The sequence below is a fragment of the Nitratireductor sp. genome (assembly GCF_017794765.1).
Classification (GTDB): domain Bacteria; phylum Pseudomonadota; class Alphaproteobacteria; order Rhizobiales; family Rhizobiaceae; genus Nitratireductor.
In genome coordinates, this window is record NZ_CP051236.1 from 3,631,697 (window position 1) to 3,653,708 (window position 22,012).

Genomic DNA, 22,012 nt, shown 5'->3' on the forward strand with positions numbered 1-22,012 from the left:
GCAAGGAGTTTCCGATGACGCAATCCAGATGCGACACGCTTTTGAAAAACGCCTTGCTGTACGATGGCCTGGGGGGGCAACCGACCCGCGGCGGTGTGGCGCTCTGCAATGGCCGCATCGCCGCGGTCGGTGACGTTTCCGGCTGGAGCTCCGCCGAAACCATCGACCTCGACGGTCTCAGCCTTGCACCCGGTTTCATCGACGTTCACACGCATGACGATCTCGCCGTTCTGAACGATAGCGCGATGGAACCCAAGATCACGCAAGGCGTGACGAGTGTGATTGTCGGCAATTGCGGCATCAGCCTTGCGCCTTACGAAAAGCCTGCCGAGCTGGTGCCACCGCTCGGACTTCTCGGCACAGCGGAAGACTATCGCTTCGGCTCGTTCGCCGCCTATCGCAGCGCTGTCGACACCGCCAATGTCGCGGTCAATGTGGCCGCGCTTGCAGGCCATGGCACCCTGCGGGCCATGACGCTCAAAGACCCCAGCGAGCCCGCCTCAGAAGGCCAGATCGCAATCATGCGGGTGTTGCTCGAAGAGGCGCTGGAAGCAGGCGTTCTGGGGCTCAGCACAGGCCTCGCCTATCCTGTCGCACGGCATGCGCCAACCGAGGAAGTGGTAGCGCTCTCTCGAACCCTGGCAGCCTTCCCCGGTGCGCTCTACGTCACGCATATGCGCGATGAGCGCGACGGGGTCGAGGAGGCCGTCGGAGAAACCATTGCGATTGGTCGCCGTGCCGGCGTTCCGGTCGTCATCTCTCACCACAAGTGCATCGGCCGCCAGAATTATGGACGCTCCCTGAAAACACTGGCGATGATCGACAAGGCGCTCCTTCATCAGGACATTGCGATGGACGTCTATCCTTATGAAGCAAGCTCCACCGTGCTTCTGCCGGAGCTGACCCGTCATGCCGAGCGCATTCTGGTCATCGATTCCGCCCCCCATCCCGAATGCAACGGGATGGAGCTCTCCAAAGTCGCGGAGAACATGGGCTGCGATCAGGAAGAGGCGGCCCGCAGACTCGCGCCCGCGCGCGGCATCTATTTCCAGATGTCACCTGAAGACATCAACCGCATCATGCAGCATCCACGCACCATGATCGGCTCTGACGGCATTCCCGGCCCGCAGGCCCATCCGCGCCTCTGGGGCACCTTCCCGCGCGTGCTTGGCCGATACGTGCGCGAGGATGGCGTTTTGCCGCTGGAAGAAGCGATCCGCAAGATGACGTCGCTGCCCGCCCAGATTTTCGGCTTTGCCCGTCGCGGTAGGTTGCAGGAAGGTTTTCACGCCGATCTTGTCGCTTTCGATGCCGATACCGTCCTCGATCTGGCAGACTACGACACGCCTGACCGCCCTTCGGCCGGTATAGAGCATGTGTTTGTGAACGGAGTGGCGGTGCTTGCCAATGGCGCGGTGACCGGCGCTCGCGGTGGCCGCTTCGTTGCGCGCGGTGAAACCTGAGCTGCCTTGACTGTCAGGTTTCACGGTGAAGTTCCTGACAGGCCAGTTTCAGGATCTTGATGAACATTTCCTCGGCATTGGAAACGGCGCGATTTTCCGAGGTCAGCGCAGTGATCGTGAATTTCAGATCCGGCGTGAGCGGCCGCAGGCGCACGCCTCTCGTAAAGCGGGCGGAGAATTCGTCCACGATGGCACAGCCAACGCCCTCGCTCACACAAGCGGCTGCGACGGAATAAGTGTGCACGGATATACGTGGTTCATAGGGAACGCCTTCCGCATCGAATGCGGATTTCAAAAAGGTGCCCACAGGCGATTCCTTCTCGAGCCCCACAAAACTCTGCATGTCGATTTCCCCTAGGGAAACAGGCGCTGCGGTTGCCGGAACCGCAGGATCGTCAGTCTCGAGATAGGTGAGACGCATCGTTCCCACCGGTATGGAATTGATGCCCGGTGTCTCCATGATGTTGAAGGCCACAGCAAGGTCGAGGTCGAGCGCTCGGAGACGTCTGACCAGAACGTCATAATGGTGTGTGAAAAGCTCGACCTTAAACCCCTCCCAATGCTTGGGCAGATGCGAAACGACCCTTGGGGCAAGGCCCACGCCGAGACTGGGAAGAAACCCCACGCGCAGTACATCGTCGGGATTGCGTCCAAGATTGCGCGCGAGCGTGCGAAACCGTTCCAGCGCACCATGCACATCCACGGCCTCGGAAAACAGCAGTTCAGCCTCCCGGGTCGGCACGAGGCGCTGCTTTACCCGGTCGAACAATTTAAAGCCGAGAAGAGACTCCGCGTGTTTTAATGTACGGCTCAATGCCGGCTGCGAAACGTTGAGGCGCTCTGCTGCCGCGTTGATGGATCCGGCCAGACGGATGGCGTGAAAAACCTCTATATGTCGAAGATTCATTAAGCCCGGCGATGTTGTTTCGTGTTCCCGTTCGCAGTCTTCTGGCTGCCTTGCCTGGAATGATACACGCTCGATGGACCGCGTTGCACAAAAACTTTTCGACGCAAAAGACTTCGTAAACAACTTTAGGTCACAGACTGTACGCCAATCGCATTCTGTTCAACCGAGGCGCGAATTGTCGTGTTTTTTGCGTGAGTGAGATTCGCCCATTGGAACAGGACGACATCTCTGCAGTAGCGGAGATGTTTCAGCGCATATTGCGCAAACGGCGCAGCCCCGCCCCGCATGGCATGCGGGACTATCTTCGAAAGCTGTTCCTCGATCCCCCGCGCCGGGATAACGACATCCGTTCGCTAGTCCATTTGCGCGAGGATGGTCAGGTCAACGGCTTCATGGGCGTTCTGCCCATGCGCTTCACCTATCGGGGGGAAACACTCCGAAGCGCCATCGGGGGCAGTTTCATGGTCGATGGACACGAAGGCGACCCCTATGCCGGTGCGCGTCTCCTCAGAGCCTTTCAATCGGGCCCACAGGATCTTTCTCTCACCGAAACCGCCAACGACGTGTCGACCGCCATGTGGCGCAAGTTGCGCGGAACGAACCTGACCGGGTATAGCCTCGAATGGCTACGCATCCTCCGTCCGGCCGGCTTCATGGCCGCTATTGCGGCAGACGCGTTTGCTCCAGCCGCGCTTGCAAGACCATTGGCCAGGCCGCTTGATGCCCTGTTGCGCCGGAGAGGCGCGCCGCCGCAATGGACGCATGTGGCCGATGGAGAGTTTGCGCAGAGGGCTCTCATCAGCGAAGAAGCCGACACTGCCGAAACAATGTCACTGATCCGGACATTCGCCTCCACCTTCGCACTGCGCCCTGAGTGGTCGGAAAGCGAGCTGGAACGAATGGTGATAGAAGCACAGCGGAAAGCCAATTATGGCACGATGGTGCGTCGCAAAGTGCTCGCCCGTGGAGGAAAACCCGTTGGCTTTTTTATCTACTACGGCAACAGGGGCGGCATCGGTCGCGTCATCCAGATCCTTTCAGTGCCGGGGCACGAAGGCTCCGTCCTCGACACGATGCTGGACGACGCCACCCAGCGCGGTCTGGTCGCCCTGCGCGGCCGCGGCCAACCTGCCCTCGTAAACGCCATGCTCGGCCGGCGCTTCGCGTTTGTTCATGCTTCCTCCAGCATTGTTTACGCGAAGGACAAGGCGCTTCTGGAACCGTTTGTTGCAGGACAAGCATTTTTCAACGGCTTTGCAGGAGAATCCTGGTCCCGGCTCCTCGGAGACCGTTTCGACTAAAGCAGTTCGGAAAACAGAAAACCGGGCTGACGGGCCCTCAGGGGTAAAGAATCGATGTGTGGAATCGCAGGATATCACGGTGCAGGTCTTCATCCTCAGGAGGCTGATGCACTTCTCAAGGCCATGTCCTGTGCCATCGCCCACCGCGGCCCCGATGAAGCAGGCATTCATGTTGGTGAACAGGTGGGCCTGGCCCACCGCCGTCTCGCGATCGTCGGGCTGGCCGACGGGCAGCAGCCCATGGCCACCGCCGACGGGCGACTTCGCATCACCTTCAACGGTGAAATTTTCAATTACATAGAACTGCGACAGGAGTTGGAAAGCCGCGGGCACCGCTTTCGCACGAAAAGCGATACCGAGGTAATTCTGCACCTCTACAGCGAACTCGGACCAGACTGCCTGGGAAAGCTGAATGGCGATTTCGCTTTTGCAATCCACGATGCACACCACGCGCGTCTGTTCCTCGCTCGCGACCGCATGGGCGTAAGGCCGCTATATCACACATGGCATCGCGGACGGTTTCACTTCGCGTCCGAGATCAAGGCGCTCCTGACCGTTCCCGGCGTGGAAGCACGACTCGATCTCCTGGCACTCGATCAGATTTTTACGCTCTGGGCCCCCATTCCGCCACGCACGGCATTCGAGGGAATTTGCGAGCTGCCACCCGCGCACTGGATGATCGTGGAGAACGGCGCAGCCCACGTTCAGCGGTACTGGGACCTGAATTTTTCCGAGATCGATCACGCCCGTCCCCAAGACCAGCTGGAAGAGGAAACACGGTCCCTTCTGGAAGATGCCACACGCATCCGTCTCCGTGCCGATGTGCAGGTTGGGACTTATCTTTCAGGCGGGCTTGATTCATCCATCATCGCTGCACTCGCCAAACGCATGGCTCCGGCTGGTCTCTCAAGTTTCGGCGTTACATTCTCCAACGCCGCGTTTGATGAGAGCGGCTTCCAGAACGAGATGGTGGACGCCCTCGGCACCGTTCACCACACGGTGGACTGCGACACGGATGAGATCGCCAGCGTCTTTCCGCAGGTCATCCGGCACGCCGAGCTGCCGATCCTGCGGACCGGTCCTGCACCGCTCTACCGGCTCTCATCGCTGGTGCGATCAAAAGGGATCAAGGCGGTCCTTTCCGGCGAGGGTGCCGACGAAGTTTTCGCCGGTTACGACATTTTCAGGGAAGCCCGAATTCGACGTTTTTGTGCGCGGCAGCCTGGCTCGCAGCTGCGCCCGCATCTGTTTCGCCGCATCTACCCTTATCTCGCCAACCTGAAACGCCAGACGCCAGACTATCTGGCGGCTTACTTCGGCATCACCACGGATCACCTTGACGATCCGCTCTATTCACATCGCCCACGCCTGCGGAGCACGGCGGGCACCAAGCTTTTCTTTTCAAAAGCTTTGAGGAAGGAGCTGAGCGACTACAGCGCAGCCGATGAGCTTGCAGCCACGCTACCCGATGCCTTTCGCGGCTGGCACCCTCTGCACCAGGCGCAGTATCTCGAAACGCGTTTTCTGTTGCCCGGCTACATTCTTTCCAGCCAGGGCGACCGCATGGCCATGGCGCATGGGATCGAAACGCGATTTCCCTTTCTCGACCATCGGCTGGTGGAACAGGCCGCCCGCGTCCCCGCGAACACCAAGCTCAAGGGGCTTCGAGAGAAACACCTGTTGCGAGAGGCAATGCGCAGCACGATACCCGAACGGATCGCCGAGCGGCCTAAACAGCCTTACCGCGCGCCGGAAGCCGATGCCTTCACCGCAAACGCCCGTGATTACGTGGAAACCGCGTTCCAAAGAACAGCTCTGGAAGAAACCGGCATCTTCGACGTTGAAAAATCGACCAGATTGTATAAAAAAAGCCGGCTAAGTAATTTCACCGGTTTTCGCGACAACGCCGCTTTTGTCGGCATCCTGTCAACGCAGCTTTGGTCCCAGCAATTCGCCAGGCAATTTCGCAGAACGGACGAGACCCTGGCGGTTCGTGTCTGACCGTGAAAGGAAGCACCATGCCCCAGCAAATCAATGCCGACATCCGCGCATTCGTCGTTGATAACTTTCTGTTTGGCGATGAAAGCGAGGCACCCGCCGACGATGCATCTCTTATCGAGAGCGACATTGTCGATTCCACCGGCATTCTGGAGATGGTGTCCTTTCTGGAAGAGCATTTTTTGGTCGAAGTCGCAGATCCGGAAATCGTGCCCGAGAACTTCGACACGATTGCTCGCTTAACCGCATTCGTCGCAGGTAAGAGAAATGCGAAAGCAGCCGCAGGCACCTAGGGTCGGGATCCATTCACATGACCCAGGAGCAGACTGCCATGCGCATCGAGGCTTTTCTACGAAACCGGGCAGCAATTGCCCCTTCTGCAACGGCCCTTATAGCGGGGCCTGAGCGGTTAAGTTTCGCCGACCTCGATCACCTGTCCGAGCGCATGGCAGGCGCCTTAAGCCTTCATGCAGTGGAGCCCGGCGACCGGATAGTCCTTTTCATGGACAATCTGTCTGAAATGGCCATCGCCATCTTTGCCGGGTTAAAGGCAGGCGCAGTTGTCGTTCCTGTCAATCCTGGCGTGAGGGCAGAGGGCCTCGCCCATGTTTTAAGGAACTGCCTGCCCAAAGCCCTGGTATACGAGGCCAGGCACATCAAGCTCTGTGATGAGGCGACCGCGGCAGCGAGCCACAAACCCCTTTCCATCATAGCGCGGGCGGGCGCTTTGGCTCCGCACGACGCCATTGCCTTCGAGGCTTGCCTCAAGATGGAAGCGCCGTTACCCGCCGGTCAGGACAATGACCGCGATCTCGCCTTTCTGATTTACACCTCCGGCTCATCCGGCATGCCGAAAGGCGTCATGATGAGCCACCGGAATGTCGAGGCGGCATCAGCAATGATCGCCCAATACCTGGGCAACGGCGATCACGATGTGGTGCTCTCGGCACTGCCGCTTTCTTTCACCTACGGGCTCTATCAGCTCCTCGTCGCAATACGCAGTGGCGCGACGCTCATACTGGAAAAAAGCTTCGCCTTTCCTCATGCAATCCTCGAAAAGGCGTATGTCGAGGGTGTCACCGGTTTTCCTCTGGTGCCTACCATGGCGGCTATGCTTGCCACGCTCAAGGGAGTGGACCCCGGGCGCCTGCCGTCACTGCGCTACATGACCAACGCTGCGGCGCATCTGCCGCCTGCCCATATCGAAGCACTCCGCGCTCTCTTCCCCGCTGCTCGTCTTTACTCCATGTACGGGCTCACGGAGTGCGCGAGAGCAACGTTTCTCGACCCGGAGCAGCTAGACCGGCGTCCCACATCCGTCGGGAAACCGCTCCCGGGCACACAGGCCCTCGTCGTGGACGAAAATGGAAACGAAGCCGCCCCGAACACCACGGGTGAGCTCATCATCCGCGGCCCGCACGTCATGCAGGGCTACTGGAACGACCCGAAGGCAACCGCCCGCGCCCTGCGTGCCGGACCGGGCGGCAAAGGCAAGTTTCTTTACACTGGCGATCTTTTTAAACGCGACCCGGAGGGGTTCCTCTATTTCATTGGCCGCCAGGACGAAGTGGTGAAGATCCGTGGGGAAAAAGTATCGCCAAGACAGGTGGATGCCGTGCTTTCCGCCTGCCCCGGAGTGCGCGAGGCCGTCGCCTTCACCACGCCTGATCCGATTGCCGGCAACAGGCTAGACGCTCTCGTGGTACCCGCTTCACCGGATCTGACCGAGCAAATGCTCGCCCGCTTCTGCAAGCAACGATTACCGGACCCGATGGTGCCGAGATCATTCATCTTTCAGGCGGAACTGCCGAAAATGGCGAACGGAAAGATCAGCCGCCGCCTTGCCGCCATGGAGGCCATGAGAACCACATGAACATCTGCTTCTCCACAGACACTCTGAAAATTGACGTCATTGCCGAAACAGACCGCATAGTTACTGCACTGCGTACCCAGCTCCGCACACGCCTGCGCAAACGCGGTTTAGTGCTCGGCCTGTCGGGCGGCATCGATTCCAGCGTCTGCGCAGCCCTTGCCGCCCGGGCATTGGGGCCGGATCGTGTCTTTTGCCTGTTCATGCCGGAGTATGATTCGGATCCCGAAAGCCTTCGGCTGGGGCAGGAAGTGGCCAGTATTTTCGGACTTGAAAGCATGATCGAAGACATCGGCCCGACCCTGGAAGCCATGGGCTGTTATGACCGGCGCGATGCCTTTGTCCGCCAGGTGGTGCCGGAGTTTGGGCCGGGCTGGTCGATGAAGATCGCCATCGCCAATGCGCTCACCACCAAGGCCTACAACATTTCGTATCTTGTTGTGCGCAGGCCCGACGGCACGGTCGAAAAACACCGGCTCCCGCCCGAGGTGTATCTCGGCATCGTCGCCGCCACCAACATGAAGCAGCGGACCCGAAAACAGCTCGAATATTTCCATGCAGATCGGCTGAACTATGCGGTGATCGGCACCCCGAACCGGCTGGAATACGATCAGGGTTTCTTCGTGAAGAATGGCGATGGCGCCGCCGATGTGAAACCGATAGCCCACCTCTACAAGTCACAGGTCTACCAGCTCGCGAAACATCTGGGCGTCCCGGCGGAAATTCGCCGGCGCATGCCGACAACCGATACCTATTCGCTCGCCCAGTCTCAGGAAGAGTTTTATTTCGCCCTGCCCTACCGCGAAATGGACCTGTGCCTTTACGGGCTCGACCACGACATTCCGGCCAAGAAAGTTGCCTGTGCCACGGGTCTCAGCGAACGTCAGGTAGGCCTTGTGTGGCGCGACATTGAGGCAAAACGCAAGGTGGCGCACTATCTGCATCTGCCGCCGCAGACTGTTGAAGAGGTCTCAACACCCTGATCATCCGGCCTTCCTGGAAGCCAGAAGCGACGAACCGGGGAAACGCAGAAGCATCCCGAAAAGGTCCCGCGGCTCATCGGGATCGGCGAGAAGATCAAGTTCGATGAAGTGACTGGTCTCGCGCACCCGGTCATAGACATAACGCAATGCGGAAAAGTCCTCCGTCGCGAAACCGACGGAATCGAAGAGCGTGATCTGGCGTGCATCGCGCCGCCCTTTCACCTTTCCGGCAATCACCTGCCACAATTCTTCCACCGGGTGATCGTCCGCAAGCTGCTGAATCTCGCCCTCGATCCGCGTCTGCGGCGGATACTCCACGAAAATATCGGAACGTGTGAGAATGTCCCGGTGCAACTCGGTCTTGCCGGGGCAGTCGCCGCCCACGGCGTTGATGTGCACGCCGGAGCCAACCATGTTGTCGGTCAGAATGGTGGCGTACTGCTTGTCGGCCGTGGCCGTCGTTATGATGTCGGCCCCTTCGACCGCCTCTTCCGGCGCGCTGCACGCCACCATCTCGAAGCCGAGTCCCTCCAGATTGCGCAAACACTTTTCCGTTGCATCGCGGTCGATGTCGTAGAGCCGAAGCTTCTCGATGCCGAGTGCAGCCTTGAACGCCATCGCCTGAAACTCGGACTGCGCGCCGTTGCCGATCAGCGCCATGGTGCGCGATCCTTCCGGCGCCAGGTATTTCGCCGCCAGCGCAGAGGTCGCCGCGGTGCGTAACGCTGTCAGGATGGTCATCTCGGTGATCAACAACGGATAGCCGTTACCCACATCGGCATAAACGCCGAACGCGGTCACCGTCTGCCGGCCTTCACGCGTGTTCTTGGGATGACCGTTCACATATTTGAAGCCGTAATGTTTGCCGTCGCTCGTCGGCATCAGCTCGATCACACCCTCACGGCTGTGGGAGGCCACACGCGGTGTCTTGTCGAAATCCTCCCAGCGCCGGAAATCCTCTTCGATGTAATCGGTCAATTCGGCCAGAAAACGCTCGACCCCGATCTCCAGAACCAGTTCCATCATGTGATGCACGCTGATGAAGGGAACGAGGTTCAATCTGTCGCTTGCAGGGACGTATTTCATTGTCAATGGCTCCTTGTTGGCCGATCCATGATGCGCCGGCCAAGCAGACTGGCTGTGAGATCGACGAGCAGGGTGGCCGTGCGACCGCGCTCATCGAGAAAAGGATTGAGTTCGACGAGGTCTAGGCTGGTGACGAGGCCGCTGTCATGCAGCATCTCCATCGCCAGGTGCGCCTCGCGAAACGTGGCGCCGCCAGGCACCGTGGTGCCGACCGCCGGGGCAATGGCCGGATCGAGAAAATCGACGTCGAGGCTGACATGAAGGCACCCGCCTTCGACCGCCACGCGCTCAAGGAATGCGCGCAGGAGCGGCGCAAGGCCATGTTCGTCGATCGCGCGCATGTCATGGACGGTCACGCCGGCCTGATGCAGGGCAGCACGCTCGGCAGGATCCACGCTGCGCAGCCCCAAAGCGCAGATGCGTTTCGGGTCGATTGCCGTGTGAAGCGGCGGGAAGATCCCCTCAAAACCCGGCTGACCGCTGGCATAGGCGAGCGGGACACCGTGCAGATTGCCACTTGTGGTGGTTTCAAGCGTGTGAAAATCCGGATGTGCATCGAGCCACAGAACGAAAAGCGGCCTGTCGGTCTCGCCCGCGCGTCGAGCGATACCGGCCAGTGTCCCCGCCGCCATGCTGTGATCACCGCCAAGAAAAATCGGCATGCCGTCCTCGCATGCCTCATAGGCCGCCTCGCTGATTGCAGCCGTCCATGCGACGATCTCCGGCAGAGCCTTGAGAACGGCATTGCGATGCGGGCCCACGTGCTGCCGCGCCGGGACCACCGTTCCCAGATCGGTGACCTGATGGCCAAGCTCGCGAAGGGCGGCAGCTATCCCTGCCGTGCGCAATGCGCTCGGTCCCATCTCGCAGCCCATGCGCCCGGCGCCATCCTGCACCGGAATACCCAGAATCTTGCAATGCATACCGCCACCGCCTTGTCGGAGATTTGCACTATAGGAACCCGGATCGCCGGCAGAACGAACAAGCCAAATTGCCAAAAAATGCATTATGACTTATCATTTTGATAAATATGGATTTCGTTTTGAGAAATCATGGATGAGCTGGACAAACGTTTAATCACCCTGCTGCGTCATGATGCGCGACGCAGCATTTCCGATCTGGCCATGGACCTGGGCGTTTCACGCGCCACGGTCCGTGCGCGTATGGAACGGCTGGAAAAAGCGGGGCACATTGTCGGCTACACGGTCATTCTGAGGGCCGACACAGTGGAAGCGCCAGTGCGCGGTATCACCATGGTGGAGATAGAGGGGCGATCCGCCGACAGGGTAATCCATGCGCTGGAAGGATTTCCGGAGGTCTCGGCCATTCACACCACCAATGGCCGCTGGGACATCGTTGTGGAACTGGGCGCGTCCACCCTCACCGATCTCGACGCAGTGTTGCGGCGCATCCGTCTCATACCCGGCATCATGAACAGTGAAACAAGCCTGCTGCTCGCAACACCGCACAGCACGCGGGCCCGGCTGTGAGCAGGGCTTATGGCTGCGTTAACCTGAAGCTTCTAACCTGAAATCCCTGCCCCACCCGTAAACCGCGAGCCAATGACAAAGCCAGACAAAACCTCAGAGCCCGTTCGCTGGGGCATTGTCGGCACGGGAACCATGGCCGAGCAATTCGCCGAGGATCTCAGTGTTTCCGATGGTGCCGTGTTTTCGGCGGTTTCTTCACGAAATGCAGCCAGGGCGAAGGCTTTTGGGGCTCGCCATGGAAGTCACGCTTCGGCTCACGCCTCATATGCGGACCTTCTGGCAAACCGAGAGCTGGATGCCATTTATGTGGCGACACCGAATGACACGCATTTCGCAGTGGCTTGCGCGGCAATCGAGAGTGGCAAGGGGGTTCTGGTGGAGAAACCGCTTGTTGCGACAAGCCTGGAAGCCGCCCGTCTGGCTGCGCTTGCGGCGGAGCGAGGCGTTTTCTTGATGGAAGCCATGTGGACACGCTTTCTGCCTGCGATCTCGAAAGCGAAAACGCTGATCGAAGACGGCGCCATCGGCGAAATTCAGCGCCTCAGGGGCCAGCTCGCCTTTGATCATCCCTATGATCCAGAGAGCCGCTTTTACTCGAAGGAGCGGGGCGGCGGAGCGATGCACGACCTGGGGGTCTACTGCGTGTCGCTTGCCCGTTTCTTCATGGGAGAACCCATCGAATTCAGCGGAGAATGGCGGGCAGCCCCAACCGGTGTGGATCGCGCGGCATCCCTGACCCTGCGTTTCAAGAATGACGTCGTGGCCCATCTCTCCTGCGCCTTCGATCATGAGGGCGACAACAGTTTCATCATCGAGGGAAGCAGGGGAACGCTGGTACTGCCCGCCCCCTTCATCGCTGCGCGGGACGTTTTGCAATGCTCCAGCGGATTTGCGGCGCGCCTTGCCACGATCCCGGGTCGTTCTGCCCCGGCACGTGCGATCCGCAAGCTCATCTCGAGACTGCCTGTGCCTGGCATCCGCAAACACGGCTTTCCCTATGATGGTCATGGTCTTCAATTCGAGATTGAAGCGGCTTCCGGTGCCATCCGCTCCGGCAGGACGCACCACCCTACCATGCACCCGCTGGACAGCACCCGCACGCTGGAGATCATCGAAACCGTTCTGAAGGAAGAAAACCGGCGGCCCTGATCGCTCAGGCCCCGCTCCAGCGCGGGCTGAATTCGAAACCGGTCTTCGGCTTATAGTCATTTTCCCCGGCATTGAGCGCCAGAACCAGCTCCGTGAGGTGCAATGCCACTTTTCCTGAGAAAAACGGGGTTCGTCCCTCTTTCAGGGCGGCAGCCTGTTCGGCGATGCCGCCCATGAAGTCTATCTGCGAAGGGTATGATGGCAGCGTCCGTTTTCTGCCGGCCTGCTCGCTGGTAACACGCCTTCCCGGAAGCACCCGCACCGGGAGGGTGCGCCCGAACCTGTGTTCGATGAAATTGAGAGCGCGTTCAAGAAGCGATCTTTCATTTCCCGGCGCCGACAGGTGGATGGGAGAATTGTCATCCCAAAGGTCGCGCAGGATCAGGCTGCCACTGTCTCCAAGCACGGTGAGCGAGCGATCCCGTGGTGCAGCGAGGCCGCAGGTCAACCGTGCCCTCACTCCATTCCGGAAAGTGATAAGCCCAACGGAGAAATCCGGCGCAAGCGCCTCCCTGTCGTCGACTCCCTTGTCGGGAAAGCAAAGCGCGGAAGAGGCCGATAGATGCACGACCGGGCCGAAGAGATCGACCAGCCAGCTCAAGGCATAGCCTGCATGCTCCAGCGTGCAGCCGATCTTGAACTCTTCGGCTCCGGGCCAATGCGCGCCGGAGCGGCTGCGCCAGTTTTGCCAGTCGGCCCGGAAAACGGGGCCGTCCTCCATTTCGGCATAGACAAGGCGTGGCCGGCCGATGTGCCCTTTAGACAGCAGGTCCGCAAAGGCATCATGCGCCTTGCTCAATGCGTTGGCAGGCGCGCAGCAAAGGGTGAGGCCACGCTCGGCCGCAAGCTGTGCCACCGCTTCGGCATCATCGAGGCGCATGGCCAGCGGCTTCTCGCAATAGACGTGCTTGCCGGCTTCAAGACACGCCTTGTTGACCTCGTAATGGCTCTCCGGATTGGTCAGATTGACAACGATCCTCACATCCGTGTCGTCAAGAAGGGCCTGCATGTCGGCATAGGCGCGCACTTTGTGAAAAGCGCAGAACTGGGCCAGTCTTGCTGAATCACGATCCCATACACCCGCCAGTTGGAGATCCGGATGGTTCTCCAGCGTTGTCATGTAGTAGTCGGCAACGAAGCCCGTACCGACAAATGCGATTTTCGTCATTGGAAGCCTCACTCAGATTCTGAGCTCATTTCTCCAGTGAGCGGATCATGCGTAGCACATCGTCCTCCGCGGGTTTCCCACCAAATTCCTCGACAATGCCGAACGCTCCTCCATAGCCCCATATGGACCAGGCAAAGCCGCGCTCCTCGGCCTTTTCGATCATGTCGCGGATATAGGCTGCCCGCCATTCTCCCGGGATAACATCAGGGTTCTGGTATTCCTGACGGATCATGCCAAACTCACCAAGGAGGATGTTCTGCGGATCGACTCCATGGCGCGCCGCCCAGTCCGCCACAGTTTTGAACGGCGCATCCATCTGCGCTTCGAGTTCCGCCTCCGTATCCACACCGTCAATCTGCTCATCGAGATAATCGAGCATACCGGAGCGGCGCATGAAAGGCGCGTCGGCGCGAATACGCCCGCGTGCCTTCCCAACTGCAACTGCCAGCTCGGATTTGTGCTCATGGGGAGGATAGGGAATGCCGGTGACATAGCGAATGAAGTCGCCCGCCCAAAGCGCTCCCTGCGTGGTCAGGATGAAGGGATCGTAGGAGTGAAACGCCCAAAGAATATTGTCGTCGGGAATGGTGTTGGGGTTGAGTGCCGAAAGTCCTTGGGCCGAACCCCAGCAAGCACCCGACAGAACAAGTGTGGTGCGCGGCGCGGAAGAACGCGCTGCTGCGAAAAGCCGACCAAGCTGCTCGTCCCAGGCAGCGCCCTCAGCACCCTCGCAGCCAGTCACAGGCTCGTTCATCAACTCGAATGCGACGCGCTCGGGATCCTCGCCGGAGAGCGTGCGGCCCATGTCACGTACCAGACCCAGATAGCGTTCAAACAGCGCATCATCGCGCAGGAGTTCCTCCACACCTGCAAACCTGTCTGCACCGCGCGGAATGGGATGAAGGTCGACGATCACCTTCAGCCCCGCGGCATTGATGGTTCTCACACCTTCCAGAACCGACACCAAAAGGCGTTCGCGCAGATGCTCGGCCTTCGGGGAGAGAAACGGAATAGGGTCGACCGGCATGCGCAGGAAATCGAAACCGGTACCCTTGAGCTGGGTCAGCTCGCTCAAGTTCAGTTTTCGCCGCCATTCTGGATATGGCAGAAGCACACCATCCCGCGACCACTCCGCCTCGTTCGGCCAGGTATCCCACAGGTCGAGATTGAGCCCGCGCTCAGCCGAAAAGGTCGCAGCCTCGAGCGGTCCGGAAGCCAGCGCCAAAAGACCGGCCGCGACCAGCCCACGCGTCAACCCTGCCATCCTGCTCGCCATTCAGCGGCCCCCGTTTCCTGATCCGCACAGCACACACCACACCTTCCGGATACCAGCCGCGGATTAACGAAACATGGTCACAGACGCCTGCGACGGGTGTTTCAGGACACCATCACAAAAACGGGAAATTCTGGCTTTGAAATTCTGAAATTCGCTCTGGAATGACAGAAAACCGGTCAAATTCCGGAATTCGGGCGGCACAGAGCCGCCCGGGAAATCATGGCGCCATCTAGGCGCGCAGCGCCTGGGGATGCCCGCCCTGATCTGCTTGAAGGTCTGCCTCGCTCGCCAGTCCGGCCGCGACGACGGAAACCCGGAAGACACCTTCCAGCTTGTCATCGAAAATCGCGCCGACGATGATTTCGGCATCATCGCCCACTTCCTCGCGGATGCGGGTGGCAGCTTCGTCCACCTCGAAAAGGGTCATGTCGCGGCCACCGGAAATGGAGACCAGAACGCCACGTGCACCCTTCATGTTGGCTTCGTCCAGAAGCGGGTTGGCGATGGCCGCTTCGGCCGCCTTCATCGCGCGTGCATCGCCCGTCGCCTCGCCCGTGCCCATCATGGCGCGGCCCATGTCGCGCATGACCGAGCGCACATCGGCGAAGTCCAGATTGATCAGGCCTTCCTTGACGATCAGATCGGTGATGCAGCGAACGCCCGAGTAAAGAACCTTGTCGGCCAGTTCAAATGCCTCTGCAAACGTGGTCTTGGCGTCGGCGATGCGGAAAAGATTCTGGTTGGGAATAACGATAACCGTATCGGCCGCCTGTCGGAGAAGCTCAATGCCGCGCTCGGCAATGGCCATACGTCGATTGCCCTCGAAGGTGAACGGCTTGGTGACGACCGCAACCGTCAGGATCCCGGCATTGCGCGCAGCAGCGGCAATGATGGGAGCAGCACCCGTGCCGGTGCCCCCGCCCATGCCGGCGGTGACGAAGCACATATGCGTGCCCGACAGGTGATCCATGATCTCGTCGATTGTCTCTTCAGCGGCGGCCTGGCCGATCTCCGGTAGCGACCCGGCACCGAGCCCCTCGGTCGAGTTCGCGCCAAGCTGAATAAGGCGCTCCGCTTTCGACATGGTGAGTGCCTGCGCATCGGTATTGGCGGCGATGAAGTCCACACCCTGCAGGCTTTGCGCAATCATGTTGTTGACGGCGTTGCCGCCACCGCCACCGACACCGACGATGGTGATCTTGGGGCGCATTTCAGAGATTTCGGGCTTCTTTTCGTCCGTCATAGGGCCTTGGTCCTTCCTGGGGGCAGGCGGCGAAGAACGAATCGCTCCGCCCGCGCGTCCGCCTCAGGGAATCAGAGTGCGCACACTTGTTCAAGTGCGCGCTACACCTCGAATGTCGCCACAATACGGCTCAACTACAAATCTGATGACGCTTTGTAATAACCGGCTGGCGAAGTCATGACGGGTCGCCGGCATTGTCGGCAGTCACGCTTTCACGCAGGAGCCTCAGAACATCCGGATCAGCCGACTGCACACGACTCCAGTTGGCGATGAAAGGTGTTTCCATCGGGTGCTCCAGAAAGGTGTGCCCCGCCTCGACGATGTTCGCCGCAAACAGCTCCACAGCCTTCTCTTCCTTATGGCGGTCCACATGAAGGCCATTCATGATCGCGTCGTTGTAATAGCGCTCGATCAGATCCAGAGCGAGCCGATAATATGTGGCCTTGAGCGTGCGGAAATGCTCCTGGCTGAAAACCATTCCGTCGGTCGCGAGCTTGCGGAAGATCGCCTTCGATATGTCGATCGACATGCGCGAAAGCCCGCGCGCGGCGTCTTCCGCCGACAGCGGCTGGTGCTTGTGGTCGTAGCGGTCGCAGATATCCACCTGGCAGACGGAGTGGCGACCGAGATTGCGCCAGACTTCTGAAAGAACGCCGATTTCCAGCCCCCAGTCGGAGGGAATGCGGATGTCCGGGAGGATGGACGTGCGCATGGCAAATTCGCCCGCCAGCGGATAACGGAAGGCCTGCAGATATTCGACATAGTCGCTGTGGCCGAACGTGCGCTGCAACGCCTGTAGAAGCGGCGCAATCAGGAGCCGACTGACCCTGCCGTTCAGTTTCCCGTCTGCGATACGCGGATAGTATCCCTTGCAGAACTGATAGGGGAAGGAAGGATTGGCCAGCGGATAGACAAGCCGCATGAGCATTTCGCGCGAATAGGTGGTGATGTCGCAATCGTGCAGGGCCACCACATCGCTGTCCTGGCAGGCAATTGTGTAGCCCATGCAATACCAGACATTGCGCCCCTTGCCGGGTTCTTCCGGAGCGAGGCCGAGGGTGGCAAGCCGATCCTGGACGGCCTTGAGCCGTGGACCGTCGTTCCACAGGATCGAGTGCTTTTGCGGCAGACGGGAGAAATAATCCCGGGCGAAACGAAATTGCTCTTCGTCTGCCCGGTCCAGACCTATGACGATGTGATTGATGTAATCGACCTGGCAAAGCTCATCGACGATCTTGCCAAGTGCAGGGGCTTCAAGCTCCGAAAAGAGCGACGGCAGAATGAGTGTGATCTTGCGCCGGCCAGAGAAAAGGTTGAGTTGCCGCTCCATCTCTTCGGGCGCGATGGTGCCCAGATTGTGCAATGTTGCGACGCTGCCGCTCTGCTGGAAATCCGACATGATGTTCCTCCCCGCTATTCGATCTCTTCCAGCACCGCGAGCATTTCTTCGTTCCAGCCTGCTGGCCCCGCAAGACGCGCCCTTCTCAGAACCTGACTTCCCCCACGGGCAATCTTGCCGATCCCCGCATGGGCAGGGTTGGGAATTTCAACCGCGATGTCGACGCTTTCCAGCATGTCCCTGTCGTTCGGCGCATCGCCAAGTGCCACACTGACGACTGGCACGCGCTTGTCTTCAAGACGTTTCAGAAGTTCACTGACCCTTTGCCCCTTTGTGCCACCAAACGAGAGCGTGACGAAGCGTCCGCCCTTCTGGATGTGAATGCCCTTCTCGTTGAGTGCCTGGCAGAACGCAGCAAACTCCCCTTCCGTTCCGCTCCAGACGCCCGGTTCGGAATATTCACGCTGTTTGGCCAGTTGCGCCCCCTCCAGGCTCAGGCCCGTGCGCGCGGCCACCTCCTGCTCATCCCAGTCCGAAAAGCCGGAATAGCATCGCCGCAGCTCTGAAGGCAGAGCGTTGAGATGGCCGACGAGTTCTTCGTAGCGGCCACCGCTCTCATGTTGACTGCCCCGTTCGGAAGCAAGAATGCCAGCCCCATTTTCCACGATGGCGGGACAATGGGCAAAGTCCAGCGCGCGGCGCAGAGGCGCGATTTCAGCAGCCGTTTTGCTGGAAGCAAGAACGAGCACGCCGAAGCGCGCGCGCAACGCCTTTATCGCCGGCAGGGCGGGTGTGAAATCATAGGTCTCGTGATCCAGCAGCGTACCATCCAGATCGCTGAAGACGACGAGGCGCGGCCGAATGATCATGAAGCCGTTTGCCGGTTGGAGATCCAGCGCGTCTGGTAGGGAGCAAAGGCAATCTCGCCTGAAAGCTGTGCCACAGGCTCACCAGTCAGAAGGTCATGCCACGCATCCCCCTCAATGAGATTGAGTGACATGGAGGGGATGGATCGTTTCTGACTGGTCAGGTTCGATACTGCGAAAATGCTCTGCGACCTGTCGAGACTCTGGCGCCAGAAACCAAAGAAAGCTTCACCAAGCTGAAGCGTAAATTGCGTGGCATTAGGATGGAAGGCCGGCTGAGCGGAACGCACACGCACCATCTCCTTCAACCGCGAAAGGACGCGGGCGGAAAGAGTGTTCGGGTCATCAAGCTTCTCGCGCAGCATACCATAATCCAGGCGCTTGCGATTGATCGCCCGATTGTAACCCAGCTTTTCGACGCCGTCATAATCGTTGCGCGTTGCAAGCAGGGAGTGGATGTAAAATGCGGGAATGCCCTCCAGCCCCATGACGATGGCCTGGCTGCAAAGAAAGCGCTCGACCTGCAGATCGTCAGTCCCTTCATGGGTACCGGCAAAGGCGTCGAAGAGAGCCACATTCAGCTCATAGGGCCTGTCGCCATCCGGGCGGGCATAATGGGAAACACGGCCACCAAATCCCTGAACCGTGTCGATGACCTGCAGGATCTCTTCTTCAGGAATGAGACCTTCTGCGGGCCGCAGGCCGATGCCATCGTGAGAGGCGGAAAAATTGAAATAGGCGCAGCCGAGTTGCGCCGGCGGCATCGCCATCTGCCAGGCGTTGAGATATTTCGACGTGCCGCCCAACAACGCATGGAGAAGAAGCGGCGGCAACGCGAAATTGTAGATCATGTGCGCTTCGTTGCGATTGCCGAAATAGCTGAGGTTCTCGACATTCGGGACATTGGTCTCGGTGATGAGAACAATCGGCTCTTCGCGATAATCGCACAGAAGACGGATAAGCCGGATGATCTCATGCGTCTGGCGCAGATGGATACAGCTAGTCCCGATCTCCTTCCAGAGGAAGGCCACCGCATCGAGGCGAATGGTGCGCACGCCACGCTCTATATGTTCGCGGATGATATCGAGAAATTCGAACAGGACACGCGGGTTTGAGAAATCGAAATCAACCTGATCGTGGCTGAAAGTGCACCAGACATGCTTGATGCCGCTTTCCGTCTCGAAGGCGCGCAAGAGCGGGTGGGTGCGCGGACGCACCACCGCACTCAGATCATCTTCAGGGTTCGCCACCTTGAAGAACCGGTCCCAGGGTTCGTGGCCCTGCAGGAAATCCGAGAACATGCGGCTCTGGCTGGAGCAATGGTTCATCACCAGGTCGGACATGAGACGGAAATGGCCGGCGATGCGCGAGATATCCGCCCAGTCGCCCAACTGGCTGTTCACCTCGCGATAGTCGGTGACGGCAAAGCCGTCGTCCGAGGTGAACGGAAAAAAGGGCAGGATGTGAATGCCGGTGAAGACGCCCGCCAGATAGCGCTCGGAGAAATCGTACAGCAGATCGAGCGGCTTGTGTTCGCCATCCACCAGCGTGTTGCCATAGGTGATGACATAGTTGTCCTTTTCGCTCCATAAAGAATTTGCCGGCACCCGGCCACGCCTGCGCGATCTGCCATTTTGACCGAAAAAAGCGGCCAGCGCCTGTTCGACGAGCGAGTTTCGATCATGCTGTGGGTAAATGGAGCCAAGGAGCTGGCCGAGACCGTTTTGCAACCTGGCGGGCGCCATGGCCGGCGCGCTCGCTTCTGCTCCCGTGTCTCTCATGTGCTGAACCGGTTATGCTGCATCGCAACATGATGGCGCGGGAAACCAATGATGGCAAGAGGCACTCAGACTTCCGGCAACCAGCCGCCCTCAGGGGTTGGCACAAGTGCGGGGGTTTCAAACACACCAACCACACGGTCTGCAATGCCTTCGACCTCGGCAGAAAGCGCGTCGCGCCAGCGCGTGGTCTGGAGCATGGCCGCACCGATGGCGACGGGCTCGATGTCGCAAAGGTTGAGGAGCTTCAGTCCGGCGAGAATGGAGCTGCCGGTGCTAATGACATCATCCACCAGGAGCACGCGGCGACCCTCGATGAGCGGCAGCATGCGCGGGTCCACGTAAAGCCGTTTCTGCTGATCGGGACTGGTGACGGAGCGCAGCGGAACCGAGCGCTCTTCCTCGTACCAGAACTTACGCGAGGTGCTGAGCGGCACATAGCGGCTGTGACCGAGCGCGCGGGCGACCTGCGAGGCGAGCGTCAGGCCCAGGGTGGGCAAGCCGACGACAACATCCGGCCTGAAGACGGTCGCCTTTTCGGCCAGCGCCTTGGCCAGCGCATCGGAGACGGCAAAACTCGCCTGGTTGACGATGAGCGAAGCCAGCGCCCGCTCGCCGCCCGAAAGAACGCGGATCGGCAGGCCGAGCTGACGCCCGTCAGGCAGTTCTGCGGGGAAGAACCCCCTGTGGCCGCCGCGCGGGGCGCGCTCAAAGGTTCCTGCCGGTTCAAGCACCTGCCAGAATGCCTGGGGATCGATCTGGAAATCGGAATGCGTCATTGTCTGCCGAAAGGCCCCGCGTTAAGAATGAGCTGTTTTCACTTTGGATTTCTGTTTCCGGACAGTGCAACGATCTCCACGCCGGCCGCCTTGCTGCGGAAGGCATCTTTTATCCGGGCAGACGCATGAATGGAAAGGGCGTATTGATGGCTGTTAACGAGGATGTTCGTGCGGAGCTCGATTTTCTCGTCGCGTTGCGGCGCGACCTGCACGCCCATCCCGAACTGGGCTTCGAGGAAGAGCGCACCAGCCAGATTGTCGCCGAACATCTGACAGAGACCGGCATGAAGGTGCATCGCGGCCTTGGCGGCACCGGCGTGGTGGGCACGCTAACGGTGGGCAATGGCCCGCGCACCATCGGCCTGCGCGCCGACATGGACGCGCTCGCCATGCCCGAAACCGCCGACCGCCCCTATAAATCCACCGTGCCCGGCAAGATGCATGCCTGCGGCCATGACGGACACACGACCCTGCTTCTGGGCGCGGCGCGCGAACTGGCGCGCACGCGCAATTTCTCCGGCACGGTGCACTTCATCTTCCAGCCGGCGGAAGAAGGCCGTGGCGGCGCAAAGCGCATGGTGGAAGACGGTCTTTTCGAGCTGTTTCCCTGCGATGCGGTCTATGGCCTGCACAACATGCCCGGCCTCGACACCGACGAGATGGCCGTTGTGGCCGGACCGCAGCTTGCCTCTTCCGATAGCTGGCAGGTGCGTTTTCGCGGCGTCGGCACCCATGGCGCAAAACCGCATCTGGGCAAGGACCCTGTGACGGCCGGCGGGCATTTTCTTGCAAGCCTGCAGACGATTGTCGGGCGTGTGGTGGACCTGCTCCAGCCCGCCGTGGTGAGCGCCTGCTCGGTGCAGGCGGGCGACCCCAATGCGCTCAACGTGATCCCCGATTTCATTGACATTGCAGGAACCGCACGCGCCTACACGCCGCACGTGCGCGACCAGCTGGAAGAAGAGATCGGCCGGCTGGCGAACGGCGTTGCTGCAATGTTCGGCATCGAGGCTGAGTACCGCTTCATCCGCCGCATTCCGCCCGTGGTGAACGATGCGGATGCGACGGCGCGCGCGCTGGCGGCGGCGAAAGCCGTGTGCGGCGACAAGGTGCGCACCGACTTTCCGCCTTCGACGGCGGGCGACGATTTTGCGTTTTTCTCGCAGGGTGTGCCGGGAGCCTATGTGTGGCTCGGCAATGGCCCGGCGGTGGACGGCGCGCTGCACCACAACACCGCGTATGACTTCAATGACGGGGCGATCAGCACCGGCGTAAAATTCTGGACGACGCTGGTGGAACAGGAACTGGCCGCCTGA

At 60.0% G+C, this 22,012-nt stretch carries 19 protein-coding genes; 9 read left to right on the forward strand and 10 right to left on the reverse strand.

Annotated elements, in window-relative coordinates; all coding sequences use genetic code 11:
- Positions 1-14: 14 nt before the first annotated feature.
- On the forward strand, positions 15-1,463 hold the full coding sequence (locus HF949_RS17250) for an N-acyl-D-amino-acid deacylase family protein (protein WP_292897283.1): 1,449 nt from the start codon (positions 15-17) through the stop codon (positions 1,461-1,463).
- Between the two features lie 13 nt (positions 1,464-1,476).
- Here the strand turns inward: HF949_RS17250 and HF949_RS17255 are convergent, their stop codons facing one another.
- Entirely contained in the window at positions 1,477-2,370 is an 894-nt protein-coding gene (locus tag HF949_RS17255; protein WP_292897285.1) for a LysR family transcriptional regulator, read from the reverse strand.
- Between the two features lie 209 nt (positions 2,371-2,579).
- Between HF949_RS17255 and HF949_RS17260 the strand changes: the two genes are divergently transcribed.
- From HF949_RS17260 to nadE, 5 genes are read left to right on the forward strand one after another with little or no spacing between them, the layout of a single operon-like run.
- Entirely contained in the window at positions 2,580-3,671 is a 1,092-nt protein-coding gene (locus HF949_RS17260; RefSeq protein ID WP_292897287.1) for a hypothetical protein, read from the forward strand.
- A gap of 54 nt (positions 3,672-3,725) precedes the next feature.
- Entirely contained in the window at positions 3,726-5,672 is a 1,947-nt protein-coding gene (gene asnB / locus HF949_RS17265; RefSeq protein ID WP_292897289.1) for an asparagine synthase (glutamine-hydrolyzing), read from the forward strand.
- Positions 5,673-5,689: 17 nt separating this feature from the next.
- Positions 5,690-5,962 (forward strand): acyl carrier protein, encoded by a 273-nt coding sequence (locus tag HF949_RS17270; protein ID WP_292897290.1) that lies wholly within the window; start codon positions 5,690-5,692, stop codon positions 5,960-5,962.
- A gap of 38 nt (positions 5,963-6,000) precedes the next feature.
- The gene (locus HF949_RS17275; RefSeq protein ID WP_292900284.1) at positions 6,001-7,542 is read left to right on the forward strand and encodes a class I adenylate-forming enzyme family protein; all 1,542 of its coding nucleotides are present in this window, start codon (positions 6,001-6,003) and stop codon (positions 7,540-7,542) included.
- Complete coding sequence (nadE, locus tag HF949_RS17280; protein ID WP_292897292.1) at positions 7,539-8,522, forward strand: NAD(+) synthase; 984 nt, start codon at positions 7,539-7,541, stop codon at positions 8,520-8,522. The genes HF949_RS17275 and nadE overlap by 4 nt, the downstream gene beginning before the upstream one ends.
- Here nadE and HF949_RS17285 read toward each other — a convergent pair whose 3' ends face one another.
- On the reverse strand, positions 8,523-9,608 hold the full coding sequence (locus HF949_RS17285) for an ornithine cyclodeaminase (protein ID WP_292897293.1): 1,086 nt from the start codon (positions 9,606-9,608) through the stop codon (positions 8,523-8,525). It lies immediately after the preceding gene.
- A 2-nt stretch (positions 9,609-9,610) separates the two neighbouring features.
- Positions 9,611-10,531 (reverse strand): arginase, encoded by a 921-nt coding sequence (rocF, locus tag HF949_RS17290; RefSeq protein ID WP_292897295.1) that lies wholly within the window; start codon positions 10,529-10,531, stop codon positions 9,611-9,613.
- Positions 10,532-10,660: 129 nt separating this feature from the next.
- On the opposite strand from rocF, the gene HF949_RS17295 reads away from it, so the two are divergent.
- Together HF949_RS17295 and HF949_RS17300 are read left to right on the forward strand one after the other, a co-directional pair.
- A complete protein-coding gene (locus HF949_RS17295) occupies positions 10,661-11,098 on the forward strand; it encodes an Lrp/AsnC family transcriptional regulator (RefSeq protein ID WP_292897296.1) in 438 nt (145 codons plus the stop codon).
- A gap of 72 nt (positions 11,099-11,170) precedes the next feature.
- Complete coding sequence (locus HF949_RS17300) at positions 11,171-12,247, forward strand: Gfo/Idh/MocA family protein (RefSeq protein WP_292897298.1); 1,077 nt, start codon at positions 11,171-11,173, stop codon at positions 12,245-12,247.
- Positions 12,248-12,251: 4 nt separating this feature from the next.
- Here HF949_RS17300 and HF949_RS17305 read toward each other — a convergent pair whose 3' ends face one another.
- The 7 genes from HF949_RS17305 to HF949_RS17335 form a co-directional block, all read right to left on the reverse strand.
- A complete protein-coding gene (locus tag HF949_RS17305) occupies positions 12,252-13,415 on the reverse strand; it encodes a Gfo/Idh/MocA family protein (protein ID WP_292897300.1) in 1,164 nt (387 codons plus the stop codon).
- A 25-nt stretch (positions 13,416-13,440) separates the two neighbouring features.
- Positions 13,441-14,691 (reverse strand): glycoside hydrolase family 5 protein, encoded by a 1,251-nt coding sequence (locus HF949_RS17310; protein ID WP_292897301.1) that lies wholly within the window; start codon positions 14,689-14,691, stop codon positions 13,441-13,443.
- Positions 14,692-14,920: 229 nt separating this feature from the next.
- Positions 14,921-15,934, reverse strand: coding sequence for a cell division protein FtsZ (gene ftsZ / locus HF949_RS17315; RefSeq protein ID WP_292897303.1), 1,014 nt, complete (start codon positions 15,932-15,934; stop codon positions 14,921-14,923).
- Between the two features lie 175 nt (positions 15,935-16,109).
- Positions 16,110-17,333 carry a glycosyl transferase gene (locus tag HF949_RS17320; RefSeq protein WP_292897304.1) on the reverse strand — a complete coding sequence of 408 codons (1,224 nt, stop codon included), beginning with the start codon at positions 17,331-17,333 and terminating at the stop codon, positions 16,110-16,112.
- Between the two features lie 14 nt (positions 17,334-17,347).
- Entirely contained in the window at positions 17,348-18,142 is a 795-nt protein-coding gene (locus HF949_RS17325; protein WP_292897306.1) for an HAD-IIB family hydrolase, read from the reverse strand.
- A complete protein-coding gene (locus tag HF949_RS17330; protein ID WP_292897308.1) occupies positions 18,139-19,920 on the reverse strand; it encodes a sugar phosphorylase in 1,782 nt (593 codons plus the stop codon). The genes HF949_RS17325 and HF949_RS17330 overlap by 4 nt, the downstream gene beginning before the upstream one ends.
- Positions 19,921-19,985: 65 nt before the next feature.
- Entirely contained in the window at positions 19,986-20,696 is a 711-nt protein-coding gene (locus HF949_RS17335) for a phosphoribosyltransferase (RefSeq protein WP_292897310.1), read from the reverse strand.
- 146 nt (positions 20,697-20,842) lie between these two features.
- On the opposite strand from HF949_RS17335, the gene HF949_RS17340 reads away from it, so the two are divergent.
- Positions 20,843-22,012, forward strand: a complete 1,170-nt coding sequence (locus tag HF949_RS17340) for a M20 aminoacylase family protein (protein ID WP_292897311.1) — start codon at positions 20,843-20,845, stop codon at positions 22,010-22,012.